Origin of the sequence: Brevibacillus borstelensis, assembly GCF_003710865.1 — a bacterium.
Lineage (GTDB): Bacteria > Bacillota > Bacilli > Brevibacillales > Brevibacillaceae > Brevibacillus > Brevibacillus borstelensis.
This window is the reverse complement of sequence record NZ_RHHO01000033.1, coordinates 78,898-101,189: the sequence shown is the minus strand read 5'-3', so window position 1 is coordinate 101,189 and position 22,292 is coordinate 78,898. Positions and strand designations below refer to the sequence as shown.

Genomic DNA, 22,292 nt, shown 5'->3' with positions numbered 1-22,292 from the left:
CGTTATCCTATTACAAGTTGTCGTTTATACTAGTATAACAACTACCACCTTACCGACTAAAACAAGGCAGGGATCGATGATGAACCACCAGACCAGATTGCAGGCATTATCCGCTTTTTTAAAAACGCAGAGAGCCAAGGTGCAGCCCCAGTCCGTCGGGTTGACCGCCGGGAAGCGCAGAAGAACGCCAGGACTGCGCAGGGAAGAAGTCGCACAACTGGCCGGAGTCAGCCTTACCTGGTATACATGGCTGGAACAAGGGCGGGACATTCGCGTATCGGCATCCGTGCTCGATGCGATCGCCAACGCCCTGCAATTGACCGTCGATGAGCGCAAATACTTGTATGCCCTCGCGTTCGAGAGCGGAACAGGACCCATTCTTTCACAGGAGGAGCAGCCCAAAATCAGTCCGTCGCTGCAAAGGATTTTGCAGGAGCTGCGCTATTGCCCGACGATTATCTCGGACAGGCGCTGCCAGATCGTCGGCTGGAATCAGGCGGCCTCCCATGTCTTCCTCGACTTTGAACAAATTCCCGCCAAGGAACGGAATCTCATCAGTCTACTGTTTGCCAGAAGAGAGCTTCGCCGATTGGCGGTGAACTGGGAGCACTTCGTCAGCGGCTTTTTGTCCATTTTCCGCGCGTATTACGGCCAGTACGTAGAGGACGAATGGTACGAGCAGTTCCTCGACGAGATGAAAAGGACCCATCCCGACTTCCATCCGCTGTGGGAGCAAAGCCGGGTGAGCTCTGCCCCGGAGGTCTTGATTGAATTCAGGCACGCCAAAGCAGGCAAAATGCTGTTCCATCTGACGTCTCTGCAGGTACAGGGCGATGCCGATCTGCGCTGCAGCATCTACACCCCCGCTCCGGATTCCTCGACGGAGGAAAAGCTGAAGCAGCTCATGGAGCGCCAGTCTGCCCGAACAGCAAAATTGGAATAAAAACAAACAAATCCGGAAAAATTTTGTAACCTTTTGCTGTTTCATGCGAATAACGCAGGTGAGAAAAGAAAACCTAGGAGGTTCGAAGCATGAAAAAGCTGAATCAAGCAATGCTGACAATCGCGGCAGCAAGCCTTTTAAGCGCAAGCCCTCTTTGGGCTGCCGGGACATCGGCAGTCTATGCCAGCAGCCCAGCCCCTTTGAATGACGTCATCCAAAAAAACCTGGAGCAATTATCTACGCTGCTGCCCTACATGAAAGAGCTCCCCGTTCAAACAGTGGAAATGGCTGCGGACAGCAGCACGGTCGTGATTACCCGCAAAGCCGAAAAAGCAAAATTGCCGGAAATGACCATCTTTATGCAGAAAACCGGAGAGATCAAAAGCTTTTCGCTGGATAGCGGCGCTAATGAAATGGACCAGGAGCTTTCACTCGGCGAACAAAAGAAAAAGGCGGAGGCGTTTTTGACTGCCGCTCATCAAAAGGGATTGGTTGACTGCAGCCTGGCGGAATTGCAATACAACGAAGCGTCGTCAAAGAGCCTGAATGGAGCCGTGTTCGCCAGATCGATCAACCGCATCCCCGTCGAACAGAAAAAAGTGTTTGTGTCCTTGGATGGAGCAGGAAATGTTGTGGAGTTTTCCAACGAAGCCTCACTGAACGGCTCACCTGATCCGTCCAAGCTTCCGAGCCCGTCTGAGGCCATGTCCCCGGAACAAGCCAAGCAAGCTATGACCAACATGATGAAGCCGTTTTACCGTCTGACCGGCCCTGACAAAACACCCAGCCTGGTCTATCAGGTTGTCGGCTCCGGGTACATGGATGCCAAGACAGGCTCCTGGGTGGACACTGAGCATGCAAAATTCAAGAGCTTCACCGGAGAGTTCTTTTATGATATACCTGTTGCTCCGCCTGGCCAGCCACTGGCTGCCCGCAGCAAAGAAGAAGCTGCGTCCATTTTGCAAAACGTTTTCGGCTTTGAACTCGCTGGCGCTTCCTTTTCGGAACAAAACGGCTCTGCGGCGGGGAAAAGCTATAAAGAGTACAGGTGGACGAAAAACAATGAGAACCGTTTCGTAACCGTCGATCCAACCAGCGGACTGGTCTTCTCCGCAGGACTCGATACCGGCGAAGATTCTGTACAGCCGCCAGCCAGCAGCAAAATTTCTCTGGAAGACGCGAAAAAGGCTGCTGTTCAGTTGATTCAGCCATTCCTTGATCCAGACAGCAAGACCGTTGTGATGGAGACTCGCTTGTACATTGAACCACAGGGGCATTTCAACTTCGCGGTTTATCCTGCGACAAACGGAATACCTTTCGTGGAGAAAGCGTTTCAGGTAACCATCAACAGCGATACAGGCAAGCCCATTCGTTTGATCGGCCCTTCCGTTCGCGACAAATTCACTCTTCCCGACCCCAAAAACGCGATCAGCGCGGAACAGGCCATGCAAGAATATCTCAAATACCATCCGCTCGAGCTGACGTATTTTTATCCGATCAACCAATCCAAGCAAGCAGATCAGCCCGTTCTCGTGTACAAAGCCCGGATCAATCCCGACGTGCTCGAATTTGTGGATGCGGTCACAGGAAAGATCGTTCCGCGTTAAGAAAGGCAACCGCGCCGGTGCTTGCTTCTCCATTACCTGGAGGCAAGCACCGTCTCTGAAAGGAGGAACGGGATGTCTGGAAGCTGCGAACAGCGCATCCGCGAAATTTGCGAGGCTTATTACCAGGAAATCTATTATTTTTTATATCACTTTGTGGGAAATCGAAGCGATGCGGAGGATATTACGCAGGAGGTATTCGCCCGTGTGCTGCAGGCGCTCCCTCGCTATGACGGGCGCGTGACGCTCAAAACGTGGATATTCTCGATCGCCAAGCACGTCGCCATCGATCAATACCGCCGGAAACGATTTCAGCAAATATTCGTCGACAGCTGGTTTCACGGGCTGCCTGCCAAAACCGGACTGCCGGAAAAAGAGTTTGCCGAAAAGGAACAGGAGCGGGAACTGCGAGAGGCGATCCTCGCGCTTCCGGCCAAGTACCGGCTGGTCATTATCATTCGCTCCATCAAAGGATGCAGCGTAAAGGAAACGGCTGAAATATTGGGAATCTCCGAAGCGAAAGTAAAGGTCGATTTTCACCGAGCCATCAAGCTCATTCAAAAGAAGCTCGGCCCGGAATGCCACGGAGGGAGGGTCGTAAATGCACTGGGAAAATAACGACAGCTTGCACCAGCAATTAAGGGAACTGAACAGCCGCGTTCCAGCCCCCAGAATAGAGGCCAAAGAGCAGCTGCAGACGATGCTGGCCGAAAAAGCCAGAAGGATGGATCAGGCAAAAGGCAGCGAAGCGTATGCTGTCTTCGCCTTGAAAGCAGCCTGCTTTCTGTTTGTCGCCGCATTGGGGACTGTACTCGCCTTTCCCTCTGCGGAACAAATACCGATGGCCACTCCTCACTCCTCAGTACATGACAAGCAGGGGCCCGAATTCTCCGTTGCGGCTCCCAAGAAGCAGCAGGCTGATCAGAAGCATTCGCAGACTGAGACAAAAGAGCTGGATGACGCCTCAAGGAAAACAGCAAATCCGCAGCCACCCCAAAGCCGCAGACCATCCATCTCTCCTTTGGGCAATGCATCCGGGAACACACCTTCGGCAACAGCACCAAGCCTGCCAGATTCTCCCGGAGACGGTACCGACAGCGCAGTGACTGACAATCATCCGGCGGCAGCGTACCTCCAGCAAATGATCGGCCGGGAGAGCCGGCATTACCGGCTCATCGAGGCATTATCCGATCCGGCAAAGCGGCAATATGTCTTCACCCGAATGGTGAATGGCGTTCCGTTTCTTGATGATTGCTTTGTCGTAACCCTGGATAATTCCAATCAGGGTCAAAAGCTGCAGTCGAGCAGCAACCGCAAATGGACGGACGAGCGCGTGTTTCCCGATCCGGCCAAGGCGATTCCCAGGGAAAAAGCCGAGCAGCTTATCGCTGACAAACTCAGGCTCTTCTACGCCGGTCAAACCGGAGAACAATCGCCGGCGGGCGCTTCGGCCATGGTTTACGATCCCGGCCTGATGGGCTATGTACATGCACTGGACGGCCAACCAGCCGGGTCCGGACAGGAACATTCCCGGCTGCTCGGAAAGCGGATGGAAATCGTGCCTGCCGAAAAGCCCTTGATTGCCCGAACAGCAGAGGAGGCTGCTGCCGTGCTGGAAACGGATTTTGGCATTGCGGTTGGGGGCAAGCCGCAGCGCTTAAACGATGGGATCAATCATGTAAAAGAGTATCGCTGGGCCGTAGGGAATGACAGCGCAGTCACAGTCGTGACAAAGGAATCATCGGGAGAAATTGTTGAAATCGAATACGTGAATCATCACCCTGTCGGAGATACCAAAACGACCGCAGAAAAAGCTGCCGAAATTGCCGCCTCCTTTCTTGAAACATACCTTGATTCCGATACGAAAATGCTGCAGATAGCCAAGGTGGAAAAAGAACCGTCATTTACCCGGATTACGTTCACCGGGGTTTACCGGGAGCTTCCTATATGGGATGACACCTACTCGGTAGATGTCGATCCTTCATCCGGAAAGGTAACCGGGTTTAAAGGAGACTTTTCCCGAAAAAACCGTGAGCGTAGGGCTGATGCAAGCCTGCAGTCGGCCGGGGAAGCCGCGCGGGAATTTGTGAGCAAGCATCCGGCTTCACTTGTTTACGTTTGGCCCAAAGGAACTCCTGCTCCCTCGCTTGTTTACTTGCCATTGAACCCTCGTATATTGCCGACCGGGCAATAATTTTAAAAGTAATCTGACCAACAGACTTCCTTCCATCGAAAAGGGGAGAAAAACGCATGGGCTTCTTCCGGCCCTCGCATTTTTCTCCCTTTTTGCTCTTTGCCTTTTGGAGGGCTCGGAGCTCCCCGCCTGTTCAACGAACCTGGAGCACTTGCTTTTCTCCGCGATCCTTCCCATTCTTCCTTTTGCAGGTAGCGGGATGGACATCACTCTCCGCTGAGGTGTCTGCGGGAGCCTGCCTCTTTGCCAGCATGTATGATGCTTGAAGCGTTGTTCTTGACGGCAGCATAGTTGTAAGCGTCAGCCTGTTTTTACGTCGCTTCCTTTTTGCAAAAGCTGCTCGATCGCAAACGGCAGCAGGTCGGTCAGCACCTCAAACGCACTGTGAACATCCAGCCGCTCTGTCCATTTGTGGGCATCCTTGCCAAACGGTCCGAGATTCATCACAGGCATATTCAGGGCGACCAGCTCCTTGATCGGCAGCGCGTACCCTTTTTCCCAGAGCGGCATGTTGTCCACCAATGGCTGGATGGCCTGAGCAGCTTCCGGGAGACCGGTGTAGCTCAGATCGGAGAGACCCGGAAAGTAGTGCTGGTGCTTCAGCTCCAACTGGTGGCTTGCAGCGGCTCGGGCGCTGACCTCCCCGATCACGTGCTGGATGAGCGGATCGTTCCGCGAACTGACCGGCGGATAGTACGGAGGCGCATAAAACAGCACGATCATCGGCGCCAGCTCTTTGCACAACAGACCGAGCTCGTCGATCAGGCGGATCGTCACTTCGCGGTCGTCCAGCTCGCCTCGGCCTGCCATGACCTGCTCCTGGATGCTCTCCACCTGCTCCCGTCCGACTTTCCCGATGAGATAGGCAAGCAGCTCCTCGTATTGCAATACCTTTACTTTCATCGAGATTGGCTGCGACTGGTTCAGACTGGCGAAAATTGCCGCCCGCTCTGCGTACTCCCGCTCGATTTTGTCTGCGGTCCTCTCCGCAAGCTGACGGAGCTGTTTTGTCACCTCGTCGATCGGTTTTTCCATCACGAACATGTTGTACAAGGCGACGGCACGGTCGGGGATTTGCACCGAGTACTCTTTCTTCAAATCCTTTTGCAGCAGACTCGTTGGCGGCGGCGTGACCTCTCCTTCCACCACCTCGCAAAAATCGGTGTTGAGCTCCAGTTCGCATGTAAGCCGGGATACCATCGCGTTGGCATTCAATCCCGAGAACGGCTCGCCCACATGGGTTTCCTTGCCGTAGCAGTAGAAGCCGGGCAGCACTTTTCCCAGCGATCCGCTGTAGATGTACGTGTTCTCATCCCCCGGATACGTGGAGAAGACGGGCTCGGAGTTGAGGCAGGCGCGATAGTCGAGATCGTGCTGCTCGGCAAGCTGCAGCAATACCGGCACAGCCGCACGCATGCCGAGTGAGTTCACCTCTTCATCCGGTACTGTCAAAAGCAGCACGTTCCCGTCAAACTCGCCGGCACAAGCCCGCTCCAGCATCGACATCTGCAGGGCCAGTCCTGCTTTCATATCCATCGAGCCGCGTCCAAACAGCCATTGACCTTTAGCCAGGTCCTGCTGGACATGCTGCGGTAGCTCATCCCGGTGCCGCAAATACTCATCGGTCAATGCGGTGAGATCAAAAGCAAGCGGCTTCCACTCGCCAAAGTCCTGTACATCTACCACGTCGAAGTGGCTGACCAGGACAACGGTAGGCTGAACCCCTTCCGCTTTTTTCGCCAGCGCCGTGACGAAAAACCGGCCGTCGCCTGTCGGATGAAGCTGCACATGGCCCGGATTGGCCTGGAAATAGGGAAGCGCTGCAATTTCTCCGGCGACAAATCGGGCCAGCTCGATTTCAGCTTTAGAGCCCGTGACGGACGGATAGCTTACCAGCTTGCCCAAAAGCTCGATCAGTTGTTCTTTTGTTTGCCATTTCCATGCATTTCCCATAATGGAACCCCTCTACTTTCCGTATCATGGAATCATTTTCTGAACGATGGTGAAAAAATAGGCGGCCAAATATGGCCACTGGCTTCGGTCATATTGTGCTGCTCCGATCTTGCAGACCTGTTCCGCCATACAGTCCCGCCCCGGTCGTGTAGACTTGTTCCGGTCTTGAAGTCCGTTCCGCCATGCAGTCCCCGTTCGAGTCACAATATTGCCGCTCGGGTCATCTATTCCCGCTCAGCAGCGAGATTTCCTCCGCCGCCTCTTTGACTTTCCCGATCAGCATGGGAAGCCTTTCGTCGGTGATGCGAAAAGCAACGGCATTAATCGAGAGGGCGCCGGCTACCTTCTGGTTCCGTCCCATGATCACAGCGCCGATCGCCGTCGTTCCCTCCGTCCGTTCTCCAGAGCTGATGGCATAGCCGTTTTCCCGGATCTTTGCCAACTGTTCGATAAACTCGCTTTGCTGATGGCGAGGAAGCAGCTGGCTGACGATCCGCTCCATGTCCGCCTGCGGCATATGAGCCAGCATCGTCTTGTTGGGAGCACCGATCGTGAGCGGAATCCGGTCGCCCAAATCCTCCGCCACGCGCAGCTTGAGCGGACTCTCCACCTTTTCGATCAAAATGGCATCCAGGCCGCTCGGAATGTTCAGGCAGATGCTCTCCTCCACTTCCCGGGCGAGGCGCTCCATCACCGGCTTTGCGACGACGCGAATATCGATCTTGTCCAGCATGCGCATGCCGATGGTCATCCAGGTGTAACCGATCCGGTAGTGCTTGGTCACCGGGTCCTGACTGATCAATCCATGTGAACTCAGCGTCCCGAGGATGCGATGAATCGTACTGAGCGGCAGAGAGGTGGCGTGTGCTAGCTCCGAGATGGACCAATCCGACTTCGTTTCATCGGAGACAAGCACATTGATAAGTTCCATTGCCCTGTCAATTGACTGTACCATTGGCTAAACTCCCCATCCTTACCCCGATTGTACCGACATTCCTCACACGGATTGAGATGCCGAATCATAGCCTTTGCTCTTTTTCTTTGCCGCCCCCGTGTTCAAGCGGTTTTCCAGTCGATTTACCACGTAGGTGAAAATGAGGACCAGCACAAGGTAGTAGAGACCGACTACCAAATACGTATCGAGCTGCCGGTAGTTTGATGCCGCTTCGCCCAGCCCGGTACCCCAGAGCTCCTGCATCCCGACGTAAGCGACAAGCGACGAATCCTTCAACCCGATGATAAACTGGTTGCCGAGCGGAGGGATGGCCCGTTTGAATGCCTGCGGCAGGATGATCCGGCGCATCGCCAGCGGATAGGACATCCCCAGCGATTTGGCTGCCTCCATCTGTCCGCGGTCGATGGACTGGATAGAGCCGCGAAAAATCTCGGCAATGTAGGCCCCGTTGTGGATGGCGAGCGCAAAAGCGCCGGCCCAAAAGGAAGAGAGCGTGACGATCTCGGTTATCCCGAAGTAGAGCACCATGATTTGTACGATCAGGGGCGTTCCGCGGATGACCGTTATATACACGTGGGCAATCGTTTGCAGCGCCTTGGAATGAGAGATGCGGAAAAAGGCAATCAGCAGACCGACGCCACACCCCATGATCAGGGAGATCGCCGTTAACCGGAGTGTTAAGAATGTCGCCTCCAAAAACATGGGATAGCTGGACAAAAGGATGTCAAACATATTGGTTCACCCCATTTTTAAAAATAGGGGCGCCCGTAACAGACGCCCACTGGCCGCGGAAAGGGTTATTCACTTCCCAAAATGTTGCGTCCAAACCATTTCTCGCTGATCTTCTGATAGGTGCCGTCCTTGATGATCTCGTCCAGAGCCTTGTTCACCTTCTCCAGCAGCTCTTTATCGTCCTTGCGCAGCGCAATCCCCTGATTGTCATGGCTGAGCGGCTCCCCGACATCCTTGATCTTGTCCGGCACTTCCTTCATGTAACGGAAGCCGACCATCTGATCCGTGATCACCGCGTCCAGGCGGCCTGTCGGCAGATCCATCAATGCCGTGACATCGCTGTCATACGTCGTGATGTTGCTTTTGTCTGTCAATTTCAGCGCCTGCTGTTCATAGCTGGATGACTTTTGGACACCGATTCGCTTGCCTTTCAAATCGTCGGCTGACTTGATCGAGTCGTTGCCGGCCGCGACGAAAATTTGAGCGCCGGAGCGATAGTATACGTTGGAGAACGCAACGGCTTTTTCCCGCTCAGGCGTAATCGTCAAGCTGCCGATGACCGTATCGTATTTCTTCGCTTGCAGCCCCTGGATGATCGTTTCAAACGGGTTGGTGATCGGCACGGGGTTCATCCCCATTTTTTCTGCCAGCGCCTGCCCGATCTCCACGTCGAAGCCCATCAGCTCCCCGTTTTCTTTAAAGTTAAACGGCTTGTACACACCGCTCATCGCGTACGTAAAGTCTTTCTTGTTCGGGTCTTTGGCCCCCTGTTCCCCGGCTGTTCCCCCCGTGCTCTGGGACGTTCCACAGGCCGACAATACGAGCGAGCCAAAAAGCAAGGTGGAGAGTACCCCCATCGTCCATTTCTTTTTCATTTTCATCGTGATGCCCCCTTTTATCGTTGTCTTTCCTTGCTTTACAAAATGCTGTTTAAAAACTGTCGGGTTCTTTCCTGCTGCGGGTTGGTAAAGAAATGCTCCGGCTCCCCTTGCTCCAGGATCTGCCCGTTGTCCATGAAAACAGCCCGGTCGGCCACTTCGCGGGCGAAGCCCATCTCGTGCGTGACCACGACCATCGTCATGCCTTCCTTCGCCAGCTGCTTCATCACCTGCAGTACCTCCCCGACGAGTTCGGGATCGAGCGCCGAGGTCGGCTCGTCAAACAACATGATTTTCGGCTTCATCGCCAGTGCCCGCGCGATGGCGACGCGCTGCTTTTGTCCGCCGGAGAGCATGTCCGGATAAACGTCGGCCTTGTCCCTCATTCCCACTTTTTCCAGCAGGGCGTACGCTTCTTCCCGCGCCCTGTCGGGGGGAGTCTTTTTTACGTGGACAGGCGCTTCGATCACGTTTTCCAGGACCGTCTTGTGCGGAAACAGGTTGAAGTGCTGAAAGACCATCCCGACTTCTGTCCGGAATTTGTTCAAATCCGTCGTCTTCGGGTCGATCCTCTGGCCGTTGACGTGAATCTCCCCCTGATCATGCATTTCCAAAAAGTTCAGACATCGCAGCAAGGTACTTTTTCCCGAGCCGCTGGCCCCCAGCAAAACTACCACTTCTCTCTCGCCCACCTGCAGATCTACGCCTTTCAAGACGGTAAGCGAGCCAAACGACTTGTACAAATTTTTCACTTCAATCATTTTTGTGCTTGCCCCCCTTCCGGTAATTCGTGGTGAATAATCAAATCATGAAAACGCATACATATACTTTTCCGAATTGTGAAAATAGTTTCTGTTTTGATTATATTTACTCAATAGCATTCTGTCACCCTTTTTTTCGCAAAAAAAGAAAGGCTCGTCTTTTCGGGACAAATAAGCCTTTCCAGTTGGGACTGTATTCTCTATGCATCTTTGAAACTATTTTGCGAGCAACCGTCCAGGCCAAATGCGCTGTATCAACAAAAAACACCCCGACCGAAAGCGGCCGGAGTGTTTGGGTTTTGTTATTCAAATCGTTGCCGGCGCTTTGGCCAGTTGTTACTTCACGACAAGCTTGGCGATCATTTTGCCGTGGTCAGGTCCGCAAATCACGTTACAGAAGATCTTGTACTCTCCTGCTTTGTCGATGGTCATCGTTTTGCTGCCCTCGTTTTGGATATCTACATCCAGGCCTTCGATGCCGATCCCATGGAAGCCCTCAGTCGATTTGAAGTTGATCGTGAACGGCTCTCCTGCTTTCACCTCGAAAGATTCCTGGTTAAACTTCCAGTTGCTAGCTTCGATGTTGATTGCGTTTTCAGTGGCTGCTGCAGGCGCTTGTTCGCCTCCTGCCGCTGCTTCTTTTTTGTCTCCTCCGCAGCCCGCAAGCATAGCGGAAATGGCCACTGCCGAAATCAGTAAACCCCACGTTTTTTTCATAAGGCACCCTTCTTTCATGCAATTTCTGCAAGTTCTACAATTTCATTATAACGAAAGAAGGCCGTCCAAAATCTGGGAGTCTGTGAATGAATCTTGACGAACCTGAGAACGATTGGTGAACTTTGGCAAAAACTAGGAAAGCCCTTACCTTTTACTATGTTTCCCTGCTCTGCGACAGGAGAGATATAGAAGACGGTCATTTCGGGAAAGCACTTCCAGCGAAAGGGCTGTCCCTGAGCCGAAAGAAGAGAGTGAGCCTCAAGATTTGATCGCAAATCAAGTTCGACACAACTTCACGAGTTTCTTCCTTATTATAGCAAACCACGCACTGAGCTGTACATCCTAAAAGCTCGCCCTTTTTGTTTTAACGACGCGCACCAGATCTTCAACCCCGATCCACTGCGCCTCCCAGTCGTTGACCAGCTTGAATTTCTTTTGTCCCACATCGATATTCCGCACGACCCCCCAGGCTGTCTCGACCACTCCCAGTCCCCCGGCTGTTTCGCGAAACCAGGAAACGGTGATCGCGTAGTCGTACTGCGTCGAATCGTAGACGCGGAAGCACATTTCGCCAAAATCGTCTTCGTCCACGACCGGGCGTCCAACAAGAGGCAGCGCCGGGCTTTCCTCGCCGCCTTTCGTCAGCGACAACGCGTGTTTCAAAACTGCCATCTCCATACTTTCTGAAAAGTCTTCGATGTTCTTAGCCATTCCGGTACCCTCCAACAGGAACATTTGTTCTTATTCTACTCCTTTTTTGCGAATATGCAAATGGAGGATTTTGTAGCGCTCTTGCCTCCAGCTTCGTCAAATAAGCAATGAGCAAGGAGGTGATTCCCTTCGAACCGCTAGCCAAGAGAAGAGAGCAGGTCATCAAGGAGTGGGTGGCCACGCACCATGCCCTGATCTTTCGAACAGCCTATTACTATGTAAAAAATAGAGCAATCGCCGAGGATTTGACCCAGGAGGTGTTCGTGAAAGCCTTTCAAAAATTTGATTCCTTTCGGGAAGACGCCAATCCGAAGACCTGGCTTTACCGGATTGCCATAAACACCGCCAAGGATTATTTGCGATCATGGAATCATCGGCATCTTTTTTTTACTTCCGTTTTTTTTGAAAGGAGCTCCTCTCAGTCTATCGAGGAGCAGGTTATGCAGCAGTTTCAAAATGACGAGCTGGTCCAAAACGTCATGGGGCTTCCGACCAAATACAGGGAAGTCATTGTGCTCTACTACTTTGAAGAGATGCGAACGCCCGACATTGCCGAGCTTTTGGGACTGAAGGATTCAACAGTGCGGGTCAGGCTTTCGCGAGGCTTGGAAAAGCTGAGGCAATTGCTGAAAGGAGGAGATCAGGATTGGACATCCTTGACCGACAGCTGAAACAACGAAAGGAACTGGTACACGACTCGCTCAGACTGACCCAGGAGGAAGTGTCCCGGCTGGAGCAAAGAACGCTCGCTTCCCAAGCAATGGCTAAAAGTGGAAAAAAACGATTCCTTGTCCGCACATGTGCCATAGCTGGCGTCGCGGCAGTGGCCGCCATCCTTCTTTGGGCCGGTCCGCTCGCTCAGCTTCCGGAAGAAAATCCAAGCCAGTTGGTTTCTCCTCCTGTGACGACGCCCAATCACCAGCAGACGCCAGCCCCTGCACTGCCCGAAGCACCCAAACAGACTGTCGCCTGGCAGACAGAAGCGGATAAACTGGCTTTTTACCGCGTATTTTCGCTCGGCATGACCTATGACGAAGCAAAGGCGCTCTTCCCCGAATTGGGAGAATTGCAGCCGCTTGGGGGAATTGAAAGCCTGGGTGCGGACGGCTTGCAAGAAGCCTTCATGCCCGTCACCTTGGGAGACGAGCAGGTACAGCTGACGCTCTCTTTTGAACACGGCTTCCTCTATGCTGCCCGATACCAGATCGAAAGCAAAGACGAACAGAGGATCATGCAGAAAAAAGCCGAGCTGGAGACGTTCTATGCAAGCGATTTTGGCTCGCCAAAAGAAGAAGCGCTTGAATCGGGAACGAGTTCGGCATGGAGCCCCTTCTTTGGGCTCGGTCTGACGAAAAACTGGGACGGCCGCTACATCCTCATCTGGGGGCTGCAAGGAGGTGAAGAGGCATTGGAGGAGCTATACCGGGATCGAGAGTTTACCGTCCAGGAAGCGATTGAGCGGGCGCTGTCGGAGCAGCCGGAGTTTCCTGCCCGCACAGGTGAAACCAGGCAAGTCCGTGTCGAAGGAATACCCGAGACACTGGCAACCACCAGCCTGCGAACGAAGGTCAAGCTGCAGACGAGAGACAGCTATCTCGTTACATTTGAACGGATGTGGACGATTCAGGGTGGCGACAATCGCCAAATGACGATCCCTAGCTACTGGACCTACGAGGTAACAGAGAAACAGGTGAAGCTGGTGGACAGCTATGTTGCAGATCGAGAGGTGATGGAGTATCTACATGCTGCTGCGCCCCCGCCGAAAGGCTGATCGCAGCTCGTGGGGTGGCTTGCTGAAACAGGAAAAGGCGGGTATTCGCGCCCTACCCTTTCTCTATATGTCTTTGAGATCGATGACGTAATAGTGAAACTCGGCAACAGCTTCAAAACCTATCGACTGATAGAGGTTCAAAGCACGCCTGTGATGAGTGACCACTCCCAGACGAACCTGTTTGCAGCGCTCTGCCAGGAGTTTCCCTACACGCGCAAGCATATCATGGCCGTAGCCTTTTCCTTGGTATTGCGGGAGAACGCAAACACTACATTCAATGAGAGTCAAGGGGTCCCGTAAGGTCTTCGTTTAGAGGTTATAAGACTGCAGGAGCAAAACGATATTCTACAAAAAACGGACTCGCGTGAAACCTTTACATTCTTAAAAAATTTCCCAGCAAGTAAAATAGCAAAACAAGTGTAACGATGGTTGGAACCAAGGTGATTCTGTTCCATTTGTACTTATGCGAAAGCACATAGCTCCAGATAACAAAAACAATCGCCACACTCAGCATTGTGATCATGTAGATCATAAGATTCAGATTCCCCTCCCCTGCAAGACCGATCTTTTCCTTTTGCCAACCGGACATGTCGTAGAGATAGATCTGCATGATTGGTACAAAAAAAACTCCCTGGGCTATGCATCCAGCTTCTGCATATGCCCAAGGAGGTCTCTCGTTTCAGCTTTTGTCTTTCCTTAGTCGTCGCACTTCTCCGCTTTCCCCTCAGCCAGCGCGGTCTTGAAAGAAGAACCGCAGCCGCAGGAAGCGACCGCGTTCGGATTATGAATGGAAAACCCTCCGCCCATCATCGATTCCTTGTAGTCGATTTCCGTGCCTTTGATATATAGGTAGCTGTCTTTGTCGACAACAATCTTGACTCCATTTTGTTCAAAGGTTTGGTCGCCTTCTTTGATTTCCTGATCCCAACCCATCCCGTAGGTAAAGCCACTGCACCCACCCGGGCGGACACCTACGCGCAAAAACAGGTTAGGGTTGTTCTCTGCCGCCAGCATTTCTTTTACCTTCAGGGCGGCTTGCTCGGACATGGTAATCATTCGTTTCCCTCCTTGTCAGCCGTTGTTACTATGATGCGGCGTTCTCCTTACAGTATACCGAAGAAGCACCTGTGCTCTCAAGACTGCGCTGCACTTTGGCGGGCCTAAAAAGGCAGCAAAAAAAGAGGGTTGCCCCCTCTTATGCAAAATAGGCCTTTTTATCCAAAATATAAAAGCAGTAGGACTGCTTCTTTTTACCTACCTTGGACAGATTATGATCCATTTGGTTCAGCTCGTTGTGAAGTTGATCAATCTTCTTGCTGTATTCCAGTACTTCTGGATGATCCAACCCAAACTCTAACCCCATACTAACCATACGCTGTCGAAGGAGTTCAATTTTTTCAAGCAAAACGTCCCGCATTGCTGAAGCTCCTCCTAAAGATCATTAAGGCTTTCGTACCTTTATTTTACAAGATGATAAGACATTAGGCAAACAAATTTTCCTTTTATAACCATGAAAGATCTGGAAATTTGGCGACATTTGTTATATTTTTACAAACAATACTTCTCAAAACTTCTCATATTGTTCCCCTTCCTGAAGAGGTTTATAATATAGGTGCTTTTGTTATCGTGAGGAAAAGGGTAATCATTGATTACAGATCACCAGACTGCTCATGTGAAGAGTAGAACTATTGTCGTTGCTTACGGGGCGCTGATTGTGGACGCTCTCGCTGAACGGAAGGCTTCATCTGGAGGAGTGTTCCTTGGCTTTTAGTGCCCGGCAGAGACTGATACCCTTTCGAACAACATCACAGGATTGCGAGTAATTCTAGCTGAAGGGAAGTGTTTATGATGGCACTCGACACCCTTGTTCTTCAGGACAAAAATTTGTCCACAGTGGCCAACAAGGTAATTGCCGGTGAACGACTTACATTGGAGGACGGTCTCACCCTTTTTAATTCTAATGATTTGCTGACGATCGGCCAGCTTGCCAATCTGGTCAACCAACGGAAAAACGGAGACAATGTTTACTTTATTCAAAACCTCTACATTAATCCGACCAACGTCTGCGAGGCTCATTGCAAATTCTGCGGGTTCCGCCGCGACTTGGGCGAAGACGGCGCTTATACGATGAACACCGAAGAGCTGCTTCACTATGTAGAGACTCGCTACCACGAAGGCATCCGCGAGTTTCACATCGTCGGCGGCCACAACCAGCATGTGCCGTTTGATTACTATCTCGACAACATCCGCACGCTGAAAAAAGCGTATCCGCATGTCACGATGAAGGCGTACACCGGTGCCGAGATCGAGTTCTTTTCCCGCATCTCTGGCCTGTCCATCCGTGAAGTGCTCGAGGAGCTGCGCAAGGCCGGAGTGGAAAGCTTGACGGGAGGCGGCGCGGAAATCCTGACCGAGCGGTACCGCATGAAAATGAGTCCGGAAAAGGCATCGACAGATATGTATCTGGAAGTGCACCGTACTGCCCATCAAATGGGTATGAAAACTCACTCCACCATGCTGTACGGATCGATCGAAACATTGGAAGAACGCGTGATCCACATGCTCCGCCTGCGTGAATTGCAGGATGAAACCAACGGATTTTTGGTATTCATCCCGCTGGCGGTCCAGCCGATCAAAGCGACAGCCGGCATCAAACGCCGCAACTCTGCTATCGACGACCTGAAAACAATGGCGATCAGCCGCTTGATGCTGGACAACTTCCCGCACATCAAGGCTTACTTCATCAACATCGGCACCCAGCTGACCCAGTTGTCCCTGACCATGGGGATGTCCGATGTGCACGGAACGCTGATCGAGGAGCGCATCAGCCACTCCGCCGGGGCGCTTACACAGCAAGCGCTCACTGTCGATGAGCTGGTCTGGCTGATCAAGGGCGCCGGCAAACGCGCGCTGGAACGCGACACCTTCTACAATGTTGTCAAAGAACACTAAACGAATACGCTGTTGAAGTCTGCAGACGGGACGCCTTAACCGGTGTCCTGTCTTTTTATTTGTTTTTATCAGCCATTTTTGTTACGTTACTGATTGTAAGACATTTTCAAATGTTCAGGAGGTGTGAACCGTGCCGCTCTTAATTGTTGCAGCCCCCCGGTTAGGCAATTCATAACTTGGGGGGATCTCAATTGATTTTCTGGAAAATAGCAAAAAATGAAAAGATGTTCCGACGCTATCTCGCTGCCTTGTTTCTGTGGGAGTGGACGCAGTGGATGCTGGTTACCGCTATCCCGCTGTTTCTGCACCAACGCTACGGACTGGGGAAAGAATTTGTCTTCAGTATTGTCATTGAACTGCTGCCCGGCATCCTGCTCGGTCCAATCATCGGCTCCTGGATTGACCGCTGGGGCGCAAAAAGAGTGACGACCCTGGATATCGCGGCTTACAGCATCCTGGTCACGCTCTTGCCCCTGTCATCCTCGCTGTGGCAGGTGCAGCTCATTCTGCTCGGCATCGGCATCGCGAAAACAGCAGGGTCTCCCGCTTCGCTCACCTTGCGGGCCAGGGTCATCCCAAAAGGGCTGGAGATTCAGGGAAACGCAGCAATCATGGGTATCGAGCGCCTCTGCAAAATCATCGGGCCCTTGGCCGCAAGCATGGCCATCCTCGTTTTTGGCATCGGAACGATGCTTCTGCTCTGCTCCTTTGCCGGACTTGCTGCATTTGCCCTGTTTTACATGCTTCCGGCAGCGGAAAGCCAAAAGCAGGCAGAGAACGAAAATGGCTTTACAAAAGCGATTTTCTCGGCGCTCCCTGCCTTTTTCGGATTGCTTTCTCGTGACCGGATGATCGCTGCTTTTGTCGTGACAGCCATCGGGTATTCCCTTTTGTTGGGAATGCTGAAGATCTTTCTGCTGTCACTTGCCGGCTTGTACGGAGATCCCCAGCAATACTGGGGGCTGCTTCTGGCAGCACAGGGGTTGGGGTCGCTCGCAGGAGCACTTGTCTGCGACAGGGTTGTAAACCGGCTGACACGGACGTACTCCCTGACCTGGGTCTATTTCCTGTTTGGACTGGGGGAAGCTGTCCTTTTGACCGGCCTTGCCTTTCCGCTCGGGCTTACCTGGACCCTTTTCGTCCTCGTCCTGGCTGCTGTGTTTGAAATCGTGGCGACGATCATTTACTTTTCAGTGATACAGACGCGGATTCCGTATGAGCAGCAAGGTTTGTTCAATAGCATGACCTTGCCGGTACTGGATACATGCTATGCGGCTGGCATCATGTTATCGGGTGCGCTCCTCACTACACTGCCGATATTCTCTGTACTGCTAGTGTGCCTCGGATTTATGCTGGTCACCCATCTGCCGTTCGCCAGGCTGTTCTTTCGCGACAGGGCAGCCGAAGCAAGCGCAGGCAGCGAGTAGCCGTTTCCTATAAAAAGCACTCGCATGCAATGAAAAAGGGCTGTCCCGCTCGTAAAGACTTACGAGGGGACAGCCCTTCACTATCGCAACAGGTCAAACGAAGCTGCTCATTTCCCTTCCCGATTGCTCAAAAGGGAAAGTCCTCCTGCTCTTCTTCATCTGCCTTGAGCTTCGCTTTGATTTTTTCCAACAGCTCATCGGCCGTTTCCGCTTGCACCAGGTCCCCGTTTACCAAGGCAAAGGGCTGCATGTAGCATTCGCCGCAGTATCCGAGGCAGCCGTATTCCAGCACGTCGACATCCAGCTCCGGGTCATTTTCGAGCGCTTCCATTACTGGCTTTGTATAGGAAGAAACGTTACTCGCGCAAAATTCTACTAAGGGCTTCATCTATTTCTCACCTGCCATAGTTATTGGCTTCGTATTTCGTTCTTTATTGTACCGCTTATCAAGGAAAAATTCAGTACACAAGTGCACCGTTATCTGGGAAAAAGATTCTGCTTGCAATTTAAGCGAAAGAGAACAACAATAGAGTGGGTGCTGTAAAATAACGGACAGAAGAAAGGATAGACCTTCTATGAAACGACTTGTTATCCTTGGCGGAGGATACGGGGGTCTGCGAATTATTGAGCGCATCCTGTCCCCTGATTTACCAGATGACGTCTTTGTCACGCTTGTGGACCGGATGCCGTTTCACGGATTGAAGACGGAGTATTACGCTCTGGCTGCAGGTACGGAGCCGGAAATGGCCGTACGCGTCGCTTTTCCCAGCGATCCTCGTTTAACAATCAAGTACGGAGAAGTAGCAGGAGTGAACCTGGACGAACAAATCGTCAATTTTGACAACGGCGATACGCTTTCCTATGACTGGCTGGTGTTGGCACTGGGTTGTGAAGACCGTTATCACGATATTCCCGGAGCCGAAGAGTTCACCAATTCGATCCAGACCATGGCCGCAACAAGAAATACGTATGCGGCAATCAATAACCTCAACCCATATAGTATGGTTACCATCGTCGGTGGAGGACTTAGCGGCGTTGAGCTTGCCTCCGAACTGCGGGAAAGCCGTGCCGATCTGAACATTCGCATCGTGGACCGCGGCGAGAGCATTCTCAGCCCGTTCTCCAAAAAGCTGCAAGAATACGCTTCCCAATGGTTTATTGAGCACGATGTCCAACTGGTCTCGATGGCGAATGTGAATCGCGTCGAACCGGGTGTGGTGTACAACCATAACGAACCGGTTGAGAGCGATGTCATCGTCTGGACCGCAGGTATTCAAGCAAACCGGATCGTCCGCGGGCTGCCGATCGAAACGGATAACATTGGACGAGCCAAGCTGAACGCCTACCACCAGGTTCCCAACTACCCCAATGTATACGTAGTGGGCGACTGTGCGAGCCTTCCTTATGCGCCGAGCGCACAAACAGCGGAACTGCAGGGAGAGCAAATTGCACTCATGCTGAAAAAGGATATGAAAGGCGAAGATTATCCTGCCTCGCTGCCTGTTATCAAGCACAAGGGAATGTTCGGCTCTCTGGGTAAAAAAGAAGGCTTCGGCGTCCTCGGAAAAGTATCCCTGGTCGGCCAGATGCCTCGTGTCATAAAAAGCGGCATTCTCTGGATGTACAAGAAACATCTGGGCTAGCCCGGCAATAGAAAGCCTATCGGTTCTCGTAAGCCGAGGGCTTTTTTGTTTGCTCTGCTGCATGGTTTGTTGATGGTCTCCTCATACTAACGGCATATTCGTACGCAAAGTCTTCCCCCGTATAGGTGAGTCAATGAAACATGCACTCCTTTTCCTTTTGTTGGTCCCTGTAACATTTACTTACAGATACATTGACGCTTCAATAGCCGGGCGAGTGCCGCATTACACTTCTGCTTCGGAATCTGAGCGAGTGCCACTTCACACTACCGCCGCGGCATTTGGGCAAGAACAGCTACAAGCTGCCGCCGCCGCGTCGGAGAAAGTACGGCTTTCATTTGCATCTCCCGCACCTGGCCGCGAGCAGCTTCTCGAAGGCGCCCTGCTAAACCGCTACCTGGAGTTGATCGGCAGCACTCTTCAAAGGCCTTTTGGCTGCGGAAAAATCGCCGGCATCAAGCGTTTGGGCGACCCCAGACTCCCGGCCTTCGAGGTAGTCATCGAAGTCGTTACATTCGGCGAGGCATTTGGACAGCCCCCGTATGGTCTCGTCTCCCTAACCGTACGGGATCGTCCGGACCTCGTAAGCCTGACCGGAATTGAAAAGCAGCGGAATCTTTCCGAGGACGAATATAAAAACCGATGCCGCTGGTTCGTGCAGTAAGTGTTCAAAGAAATTTTCCTTCATTCTCTTAAAACCGCACGGTAGAAAAGATTCACAAGTTCGGTACTATACGACTGCGGATCGATACTGCCGTTCAGCTTCCTGTTGAATATATATTCGTCAATCGCTCCTCGAATTGCGCTTGCCATTGCCAAAACGTTGAACTTGCCGAATTCCTTTTTCTCCTGTCCCGCAACCAGAATTTGCTGCAGCTCGCTCTCCAGAGGATTCTCTTCATCGTCGTCCAGCTTATAATAGGGGACATTATTAGCCGTCCGCGCATGAAAGACGATCTCAATCAAAGCTATATTGTATTCAGGCTTATTGGCATGATAGGCAATACTGGCTTCGATGTAGGCGCGGAGCTTGTCGCGGGGAGTGGTTGCTGTTTGCGTACGTTCCAAAACATAAGAGGACATGTCAGATAAAAGCTGCGTTAATGTATAGTCCATCAAATCATTTTTGTCCTTAAAATGGTATGAGATCAATGCCGTGCTAATTTCAGCCTTTTTTGCTATTTGGGCCATGCTGGCGTGGATGTACCCGATCTCATCCAGGGTCTTAATCGCCGCATCAACGATTTGCGCGCGCCTGGCCTCGGAAATAAAAGATTTTTTTTCATCCGTTTTTTTCGTTCTCATCCTGATCGACCTCGTTTATTTGCTTAGGTTTCTCCAGTACTGAAACTTCCCTCTGTCTTTTACCATTATGCCAAATTTACAAGCTTCGCGTTGCATCTCTTTGGCCGATTCCACGTCTTTCTCTTGCAATGCTTGCTCGCGGCCCTTCAAAAGAGCGTTTAAGGCTGGGGACAAATCTGGCGTTTGATCCACCCAAAGGCGATATTCTGCCTCATAGGGGTCCCCCTCTACCGACCATGGATAACGGTGCTTGACAAACGCATCAGCGATAGTGGCAGGCGTTGATTCATAAGCTTCGCGCGCTAACTCTTGACCGGTATTTCCAAGCAGGACAAGCTCCTTGCCGTCAATAAACACCGACGCAATTTCGGATTTGGAATACCGTTGAGTACCATCATTGATTTTCATTGTTACTTCATCATCGGAAACAGCGATTACAAGGCTTTCTTTTATCGCCACAGCAGAGAGCCATACACCTGCAATCAAACCTAAAAAAGTCGTTACAATCGCCACCCACTTCTCATCAAAGGAAGCGACCAACTGCAAAGGACCTTGAAGTGGGAACCAAGGCAATCCGGCAACCCAATCAGCAATTGACGGCAAGAAATACCCTAGAATCATTCCCAAAACGGGTGGAGTAAGCATCACAAGAACGCGCTCGACTGGCGCAAGTCCAATAACTGTCATATGCTTGTTGCTCTGTTGAGATTTGAACATAAACTACCTTACCCCTTTTCATAAGAAACGTCTTTGAATCTAGAGAATGGGAGTGCAACAGACACCCAATATTACATCTCCCTAACTCTCAGGTCTGAGGAGCGAGACAAGTGGATGAAATGATTTGATCGATTAACCAAATTATTGATCACATAATCAAATTATGACTTTTTATTCGACTTCTGTAAATAGGCAAAATCGAGATTATTATTCTCAACATGTAGTTCACGTCTCTGTTCTTCAGTTGTCTTCTTCGTGTTCTCTCGCCGAGCTGCAAGGAAAACTCCCCCGATTACTGACTTTTAGGGATTTCATGACATTTTTTCCTCGCCTATGTAACGTGCATTGCTGCTGCTGCGTCTTTACGTCGAGGTGATTGTATGGCAAGGTGGTTTGCATTCGGATTGCTTCCTCTCCTGCTGCTCCTGTCGTTTGTCTTCACTCCTTCAAACGTTTATGCCTGTACCTGCGCCGAGCCTCCGACTCCGAAAAAAGCGCTTGAACAGGCCGAAGCCGTCTTTGCAGGTACGGTTACAGCAGTCAATTCCGCAGAGTATGGACATGAGGTGCAATTTCAGGTCAATACTACGTGGAAAGGAGTGAGTCAATCCCAGGTACTCGTTGCAACGGGCAGCGGTGACGGCGACTGCGGCATCGCCTTCCAAGCAGGCAATGATTATCTTGTGTACGCCCACCCGGATACGTACTACAGTGAATCAGGCGGGCTGGCGACCAATATCTGCACTAGAACGGCGCTTCTCTCCGATGCCTCGGGTGATTTGCTTGCCATCGGCCCGGGAACGCCTGTAACCGCGTACCCGCCACCATTAGAAAATAGCCAACCAAGCGATTTTTGGGAAAAGCAAGAAAACGTGTGGATAATCGGACTGTTGGTTTCCATTGCGGCTGTTTTTATTGCTTATCTCAGCTATGTGAAAAGGAAAGGGCAATGATCCATCCTCTATGCAAGGAAATTGCAGTGCAGGATAGCTCCCTGTTTGTATCGGACATCGATCGTAAAGAGAGTCGAAT

24 protein-coding genes are annotated in these 22,292 nt (G+C 51.8%); 11 read left to right on the top strand and 13 right to left on the bottom strand.

The features are described from left to right. The first annotated feature begins 79 nt into the window (after positions 1-79). From EDM54_RS16485 to EDM54_RS16470, 4 genes are all read left to right on the top strand, one after another. Entirely contained in the window at positions 80-943 is an 864-nt protein-coding gene (locus tag EDM54_RS16485) for a helix-turn-helix transcriptional regulator (RefSeq protein WP_003389676.1), read from the top strand. An 89-nt stretch (positions 944-1,032) separates the two neighbouring features. Further along, positions 1,033-2,550, top strand: a complete 1,518-nt coding sequence (locus EDM54_RS16480) for a PepSY domain-containing protein (RefSeq protein WP_122958467.1) — start codon at positions 1,033-1,035, stop codon at positions 2,548-2,550. Positions 2,551-2,622: 72 nt separating this feature from the next. Further along, complete coding sequence (locus tag EDM54_RS16475; protein WP_122958466.1) at positions 2,623-3,165, top strand: RNA polymerase sigma factor; 543 nt, start codon at positions 2,623-2,625, stop codon at positions 3,163-3,165. Beyond that, entirely contained in the window at positions 3,149-4,741 is a 1,593-nt protein-coding gene (locus EDM54_RS16470) for a YcdB/YcdC domain-containing protein (protein WP_122958465.1), read from the top strand. Before EDM54_RS16475 ends, EDM54_RS16470 begins: the two co-directional genes overlap by 17 nt. A gap of 300 nt (positions 4,742-5,041) precedes the next feature. Here EDM54_RS16470 and EDM54_RS16465 read toward each other — a convergent pair whose 3' ends face one another. The 7 genes from EDM54_RS16465 to EDM54_RS16435 all read right to left on the bottom strand — a co-directional run bounded on the left by EDM54_RS16465 (position 5,042) and on the right by EDM54_RS16435 (position 11,448). Beyond that, positions 5,042-6,694, bottom strand: coding sequence for a M20/M25/M40 family metallo-hydrolase (locus EDM54_RS16465; RefSeq protein ID WP_003389680.1), 1,653 nt, complete (start codon positions 6,692-6,694; stop codon positions 5,042-5,044). 220 nt (positions 6,695-6,914) lie between these two features. After that, the gene (locus EDM54_RS16460) at positions 6,915-7,649 is read right to left on the bottom strand and encodes an IclR family transcriptional regulator (RefSeq protein WP_003389681.1); all 735 of its coding nucleotides are present in this window, start codon (positions 7,647-7,649) and stop codon (positions 6,915-6,917) included. A 42-nt stretch (positions 7,650-7,691) separates the two neighbouring features. Continuing rightward, positions 7,692-8,381 carry an amino acid ABC transporter permease gene (locus tag EDM54_RS16455; protein ID WP_003389683.1) on the bottom strand — a complete coding sequence of 230 codons (690 nt, stop codon included), beginning with the start codon at positions 8,379-8,381 and terminating at the stop codon, positions 7,692-7,694. A 65-nt stretch (positions 8,382-8,446) separates the two neighbouring features. Next, on the bottom strand, positions 8,447-9,256 hold the full coding sequence (locus EDM54_RS16450) for an ABC transporter substrate-binding protein (RefSeq protein ID WP_024983107.1): 810 nt from the start codon (positions 9,254-9,256) through the stop codon (positions 8,447-8,449). A 41-nt stretch (positions 9,257-9,297) separates the two neighbouring features. Next, the gene (locus tag EDM54_RS16445) at positions 9,298-10,020 is read right to left on the bottom strand and encodes an amino acid ABC transporter ATP-binding protein (RefSeq protein ID WP_024983106.1); all 723 of its coding nucleotides are present in this window, start codon (positions 10,018-10,020) and stop codon (positions 9,298-9,300) included. 336 nt (positions 10,021-10,356) lie between these two features. Beyond that, positions 10,357-10,737, bottom strand: a complete 381-nt coding sequence (locus EDM54_RS16440; protein WP_003389687.1) for a cupredoxin domain-containing protein — start codon at positions 10,735-10,737, stop codon at positions 10,357-10,359. A gap of 342 nt (positions 10,738-11,079) precedes the next feature. Beyond that, positions 11,080-11,448, bottom strand: coding sequence for a YolD-like family protein (locus tag EDM54_RS16435; RefSeq protein ID WP_227277499.1), 369 nt, complete (start codon positions 11,446-11,448; stop codon positions 11,080-11,082). 119 nt (positions 11,449-11,567) lie between these two features. On the opposite strand from EDM54_RS16435, the gene EDM54_RS16430 reads away from it, so the two are divergent. Together EDM54_RS16430 and EDM54_RS16425 are read left to right on the top strand one after the other, a co-directional pair. Further along, complete coding sequence (locus EDM54_RS16430; RefSeq protein ID WP_227277500.1) at positions 11,568-12,119, top strand: sigma-70 family RNA polymerase sigma factor; 552 nt, start codon at positions 11,568-11,570, stop codon at positions 12,117-12,119. Further along, entirely contained in the window at positions 12,095-13,219 is a 1,125-nt protein-coding gene (locus EDM54_RS16425) for a hypothetical protein (RefSeq protein WP_024983102.1), read from the top strand. Before EDM54_RS16430 ends, EDM54_RS16425 begins: the two co-directional genes overlap by 25 nt. Before the next feature lie 63 nt (positions 13,220-13,282). Here EDM54_RS16425 and EDM54_RS27400 read toward each other — a convergent pair whose 3' ends face one another. The 3 genes from EDM54_RS27400 to EDM54_RS16405 all read right to left on the bottom strand — a co-directional run bounded on the left by EDM54_RS27400 (position 13,283) and on the right by EDM54_RS16405 (position 14,636). After that, positions 13,283-13,507, bottom strand: a complete 225-nt coding sequence (locus EDM54_RS27400) for a GNAT family N-acetyltransferase (RefSeq protein WP_081607788.1) — start codon at positions 13,505-13,507, stop codon at positions 13,283-13,285. A 408-nt stretch (positions 13,508-13,915) separates the two neighbouring features. Next, positions 13,916-14,275 (bottom strand): iron-sulfur cluster insertion protein ErpA, encoded by a 360-nt coding sequence (gene erpA, locus EDM54_RS16410; RefSeq protein WP_003389695.1) that lies wholly within the window; start codon positions 14,273-14,275, stop codon positions 13,916-13,918. A gap of 139 nt (positions 14,276-14,414) precedes the next feature. Beyond that, the gene (locus EDM54_RS16405; protein ID WP_003389697.1) at positions 14,415-14,636 is read right to left on the bottom strand and encodes an aspartyl-phosphate phosphatase Spo0E family protein; all 222 of its coding nucleotides are present in this window, start codon (positions 14,634-14,636) and stop codon (positions 14,415-14,417) included. A 431-nt stretch (positions 14,637-15,067) separates the two neighbouring features. On the opposite strand from EDM54_RS16405, the gene mqnE reads away from it, so the two are divergent. Continuing rightward, complete coding sequence (gene mqnE / locus EDM54_RS16400; protein WP_003389698.1) at positions 15,068-16,171, top strand: aminofutalosine synthase MqnE; 1,104 nt, start codon at positions 15,068-15,070, stop codon at positions 16,169-16,171. 191 nt (positions 16,172-16,362) lie between these two features. Continuing rightward, a complete protein-coding gene (locus EDM54_RS16395) occupies positions 16,363-17,598 on the top strand; it encodes an MFS transporter (protein WP_122958463.1) in 1,236 nt (411 codons plus the stop codon). Between the two features lie 127 nt (positions 17,599-17,725). Here the strand turns inward: EDM54_RS16395 and EDM54_RS16390 are convergent, their stop codons facing one another. Continuing rightward, entirely contained in the window at positions 17,726-17,986 is a 261-nt protein-coding gene (locus tag EDM54_RS16390; RefSeq protein WP_003389702.1) for a DUF1450 domain-containing protein, read from the bottom strand. Positions 17,987-18,173: 187 nt separating this feature from the next. Here EDM54_RS16390 and EDM54_RS16385 point away from each other — a divergent pair, with 187 nt between their 5' ends. Both EDM54_RS16385 and EDM54_RS16380 read left to right on the top strand, forming a co-directional pair. Further along, entirely contained in the window at positions 18,174-19,241 is a 1,068-nt protein-coding gene (locus EDM54_RS16385) for an NAD(P)/FAD-dependent oxidoreductase (protein ID WP_024983099.1), read from the top strand. 250 nt (positions 19,242-19,491) lie between these two features. Next, positions 19,492-19,902, top strand: coding sequence for a hypothetical protein (locus EDM54_RS16380; protein ID WP_003389704.1), 411 nt, complete (start codon positions 19,492-19,494; stop codon positions 19,900-19,902). A gap of 20 nt (positions 19,903-19,922) precedes the next feature. Here EDM54_RS16380 and EDM54_RS16375 read toward each other — a convergent pair whose 3' ends face one another. Together EDM54_RS16375 and EDM54_RS16370 are read right to left on the bottom strand one after the other, a co-directional pair. After that, positions 19,923-20,543 (bottom strand): TetR family transcriptional regulator, encoded by a 621-nt coding sequence (locus EDM54_RS16375; protein WP_170208332.1) that lies wholly within the window; start codon positions 20,541-20,543, stop codon positions 19,923-19,925. A gap of 15 nt (positions 20,544-20,558) precedes the next feature. Beyond that, positions 20,559-21,260, bottom strand: a complete 702-nt coding sequence (locus tag EDM54_RS16370; protein WP_003389706.1) for a YqeB family protein — start codon at positions 21,258-21,260, stop codon at positions 20,559-20,561. A 380-nt stretch (positions 21,261-21,640) separates the two neighbouring features. Between EDM54_RS16370 and EDM54_RS16365 the strand changes: the two genes are divergently transcribed. After that, entirely contained in the window at positions 21,641-22,213 is a 573-nt protein-coding gene (locus EDM54_RS16365; protein ID WP_122958462.1) for a hypothetical protein, read from the top strand. Positions 22,214-22,292 lie beyond the last annotated feature (79 nt).

What these genes read in the sequence shown, in the direction of transcription:
- EDM54_RS16485 (WP_003389676.1), top strand. Translation starts at nt 80, where the DNA reads ATGAACCACCAGACCAGATTGCAGGCATTATCCGCTTTTTTAAAAACG.
- EDM54_RS16480 (WP_122958467.1), top strand. Translation starts at nt 1,033, where the DNA reads ATGAAAAAGCTGAATCAAGCAATGCTGACAATCGCGGCAGCAAGCCTT.
- EDM54_RS16475 (WP_122958466.1), top strand. Translation starts at nt 2,623, where the DNA reads ATGTCTGGAAGCTGCGAACAGCGCATCCGCGAAATTTGCGAGGCTTAT.
- EDM54_RS16470 (WP_122958465.1), top strand. Translation starts at nt 3,149, where the DNA reads ATGCACTGGGAAAATAACGACAGCTTGCACCAGCAATTAAGGGAACTG.
- EDM54_RS16465 (WP_003389680.1), bottom strand. Translation starts at nt 6,694, where the DNA reads ATGGGAAATGCATGGAAATGGCAAACAAAAGAACAACTGATCGAGCTT.
- EDM54_RS16460 (WP_003389681.1), bottom strand. Translation starts at nt 7,649, where the DNA reads ATGGTACAGTCAATTGACAGGGCAATGGAACTTATCAATGTGCTTGTC.
- EDM54_RS16455 (WP_003389683.1), bottom strand. Translation starts at nt 8,381, where the DNA reads ATGTTTGACATCCTTTTGTCCAGCTATCCCATGTTTTTGGAGGCGACA.
- EDM54_RS16450 (WP_024983107.1), bottom strand. Translation starts at nt 9,256, where the DNA reads ATGAAAAAGAAATGGACGATGGGGGTACTCTCCACCTTGCTTTTTGGC.
- EDM54_RS16445 (WP_024983106.1), bottom strand. Translation starts at nt 10,020, where the DNA reads ATGATTGAAGTGAAAAATTTGTACAAGTCGTTTGGCTCGCTTACCGTC.
- EDM54_RS16440 (WP_003389687.1), bottom strand. Translation starts at nt 10,737, where the DNA reads ATGAAAAAAACGTGGGGTTTACTGATTTCGGCAGTGGCCATTTCCGCT.
- EDM54_RS16435 (WP_227277499.1), bottom strand. Translation starts at nt 11,448, where the DNA reads ATGGCTAAGAACATCGAAGACTTTTCAGAAAGTATGGAGATGGCAGTT.
- erpA (WP_003389695.1), bottom strand. Translation starts at nt 14,275, where the DNA reads ATGATTACCATGTCCGAGCAAGCCGCCCTGAAGGTAAAAGAAATGCTG.
- EDM54_RS16405 (WP_003389697.1), bottom strand. Translation starts at nt 14,636, where the DNA reads ATGCGGGACGTTTTGCTTGAAAAAATTGAACTCCTTCGACAGCGTATG.
- mqnE (WP_003389698.1), top strand. Translation starts at nt 15,068, where the DNA reads ATGGCACTCGACACCCTTGTTCTTCAGGACAAAAATTTGTCCACAGTG.
- EDM54_RS16390 (WP_003389702.1), bottom strand. Translation starts at nt 17,986, where the DNA reads ATGAAGCCCTTAGTAGAATTTTGCGCGAGTAACGTTTCTTCCTATACA.
- EDM54_RS16385 (WP_024983099.1), top strand. Translation starts at nt 18,174, where the DNA reads ATGAAACGACTTGTTATCCTTGGCGGAGGATACGGGGGTCTGCGAATT.
- EDM54_RS16375 (WP_170208332.1), bottom strand. Translation starts at nt 20,543, where the DNA reads ATGAGAACGAAAAAAACGGATGAAAAAAAATCTTTTATTTCCGAGGCC.
- EDM54_RS16370 (WP_003389706.1), bottom strand. Translation starts at nt 21,260, where the DNA reads ATGTTCAAATCTCAACAGAGCAACAAGCATATGACAGTTATTGGACTT.
- EDM54_RS16365 (WP_122958462.1), top strand. Translation starts at nt 21,641, where the DNA reads ATGGCAAGGTGGTTTGCATTCGGATTGCTTCCTCTCCTGCTGCTCCTG.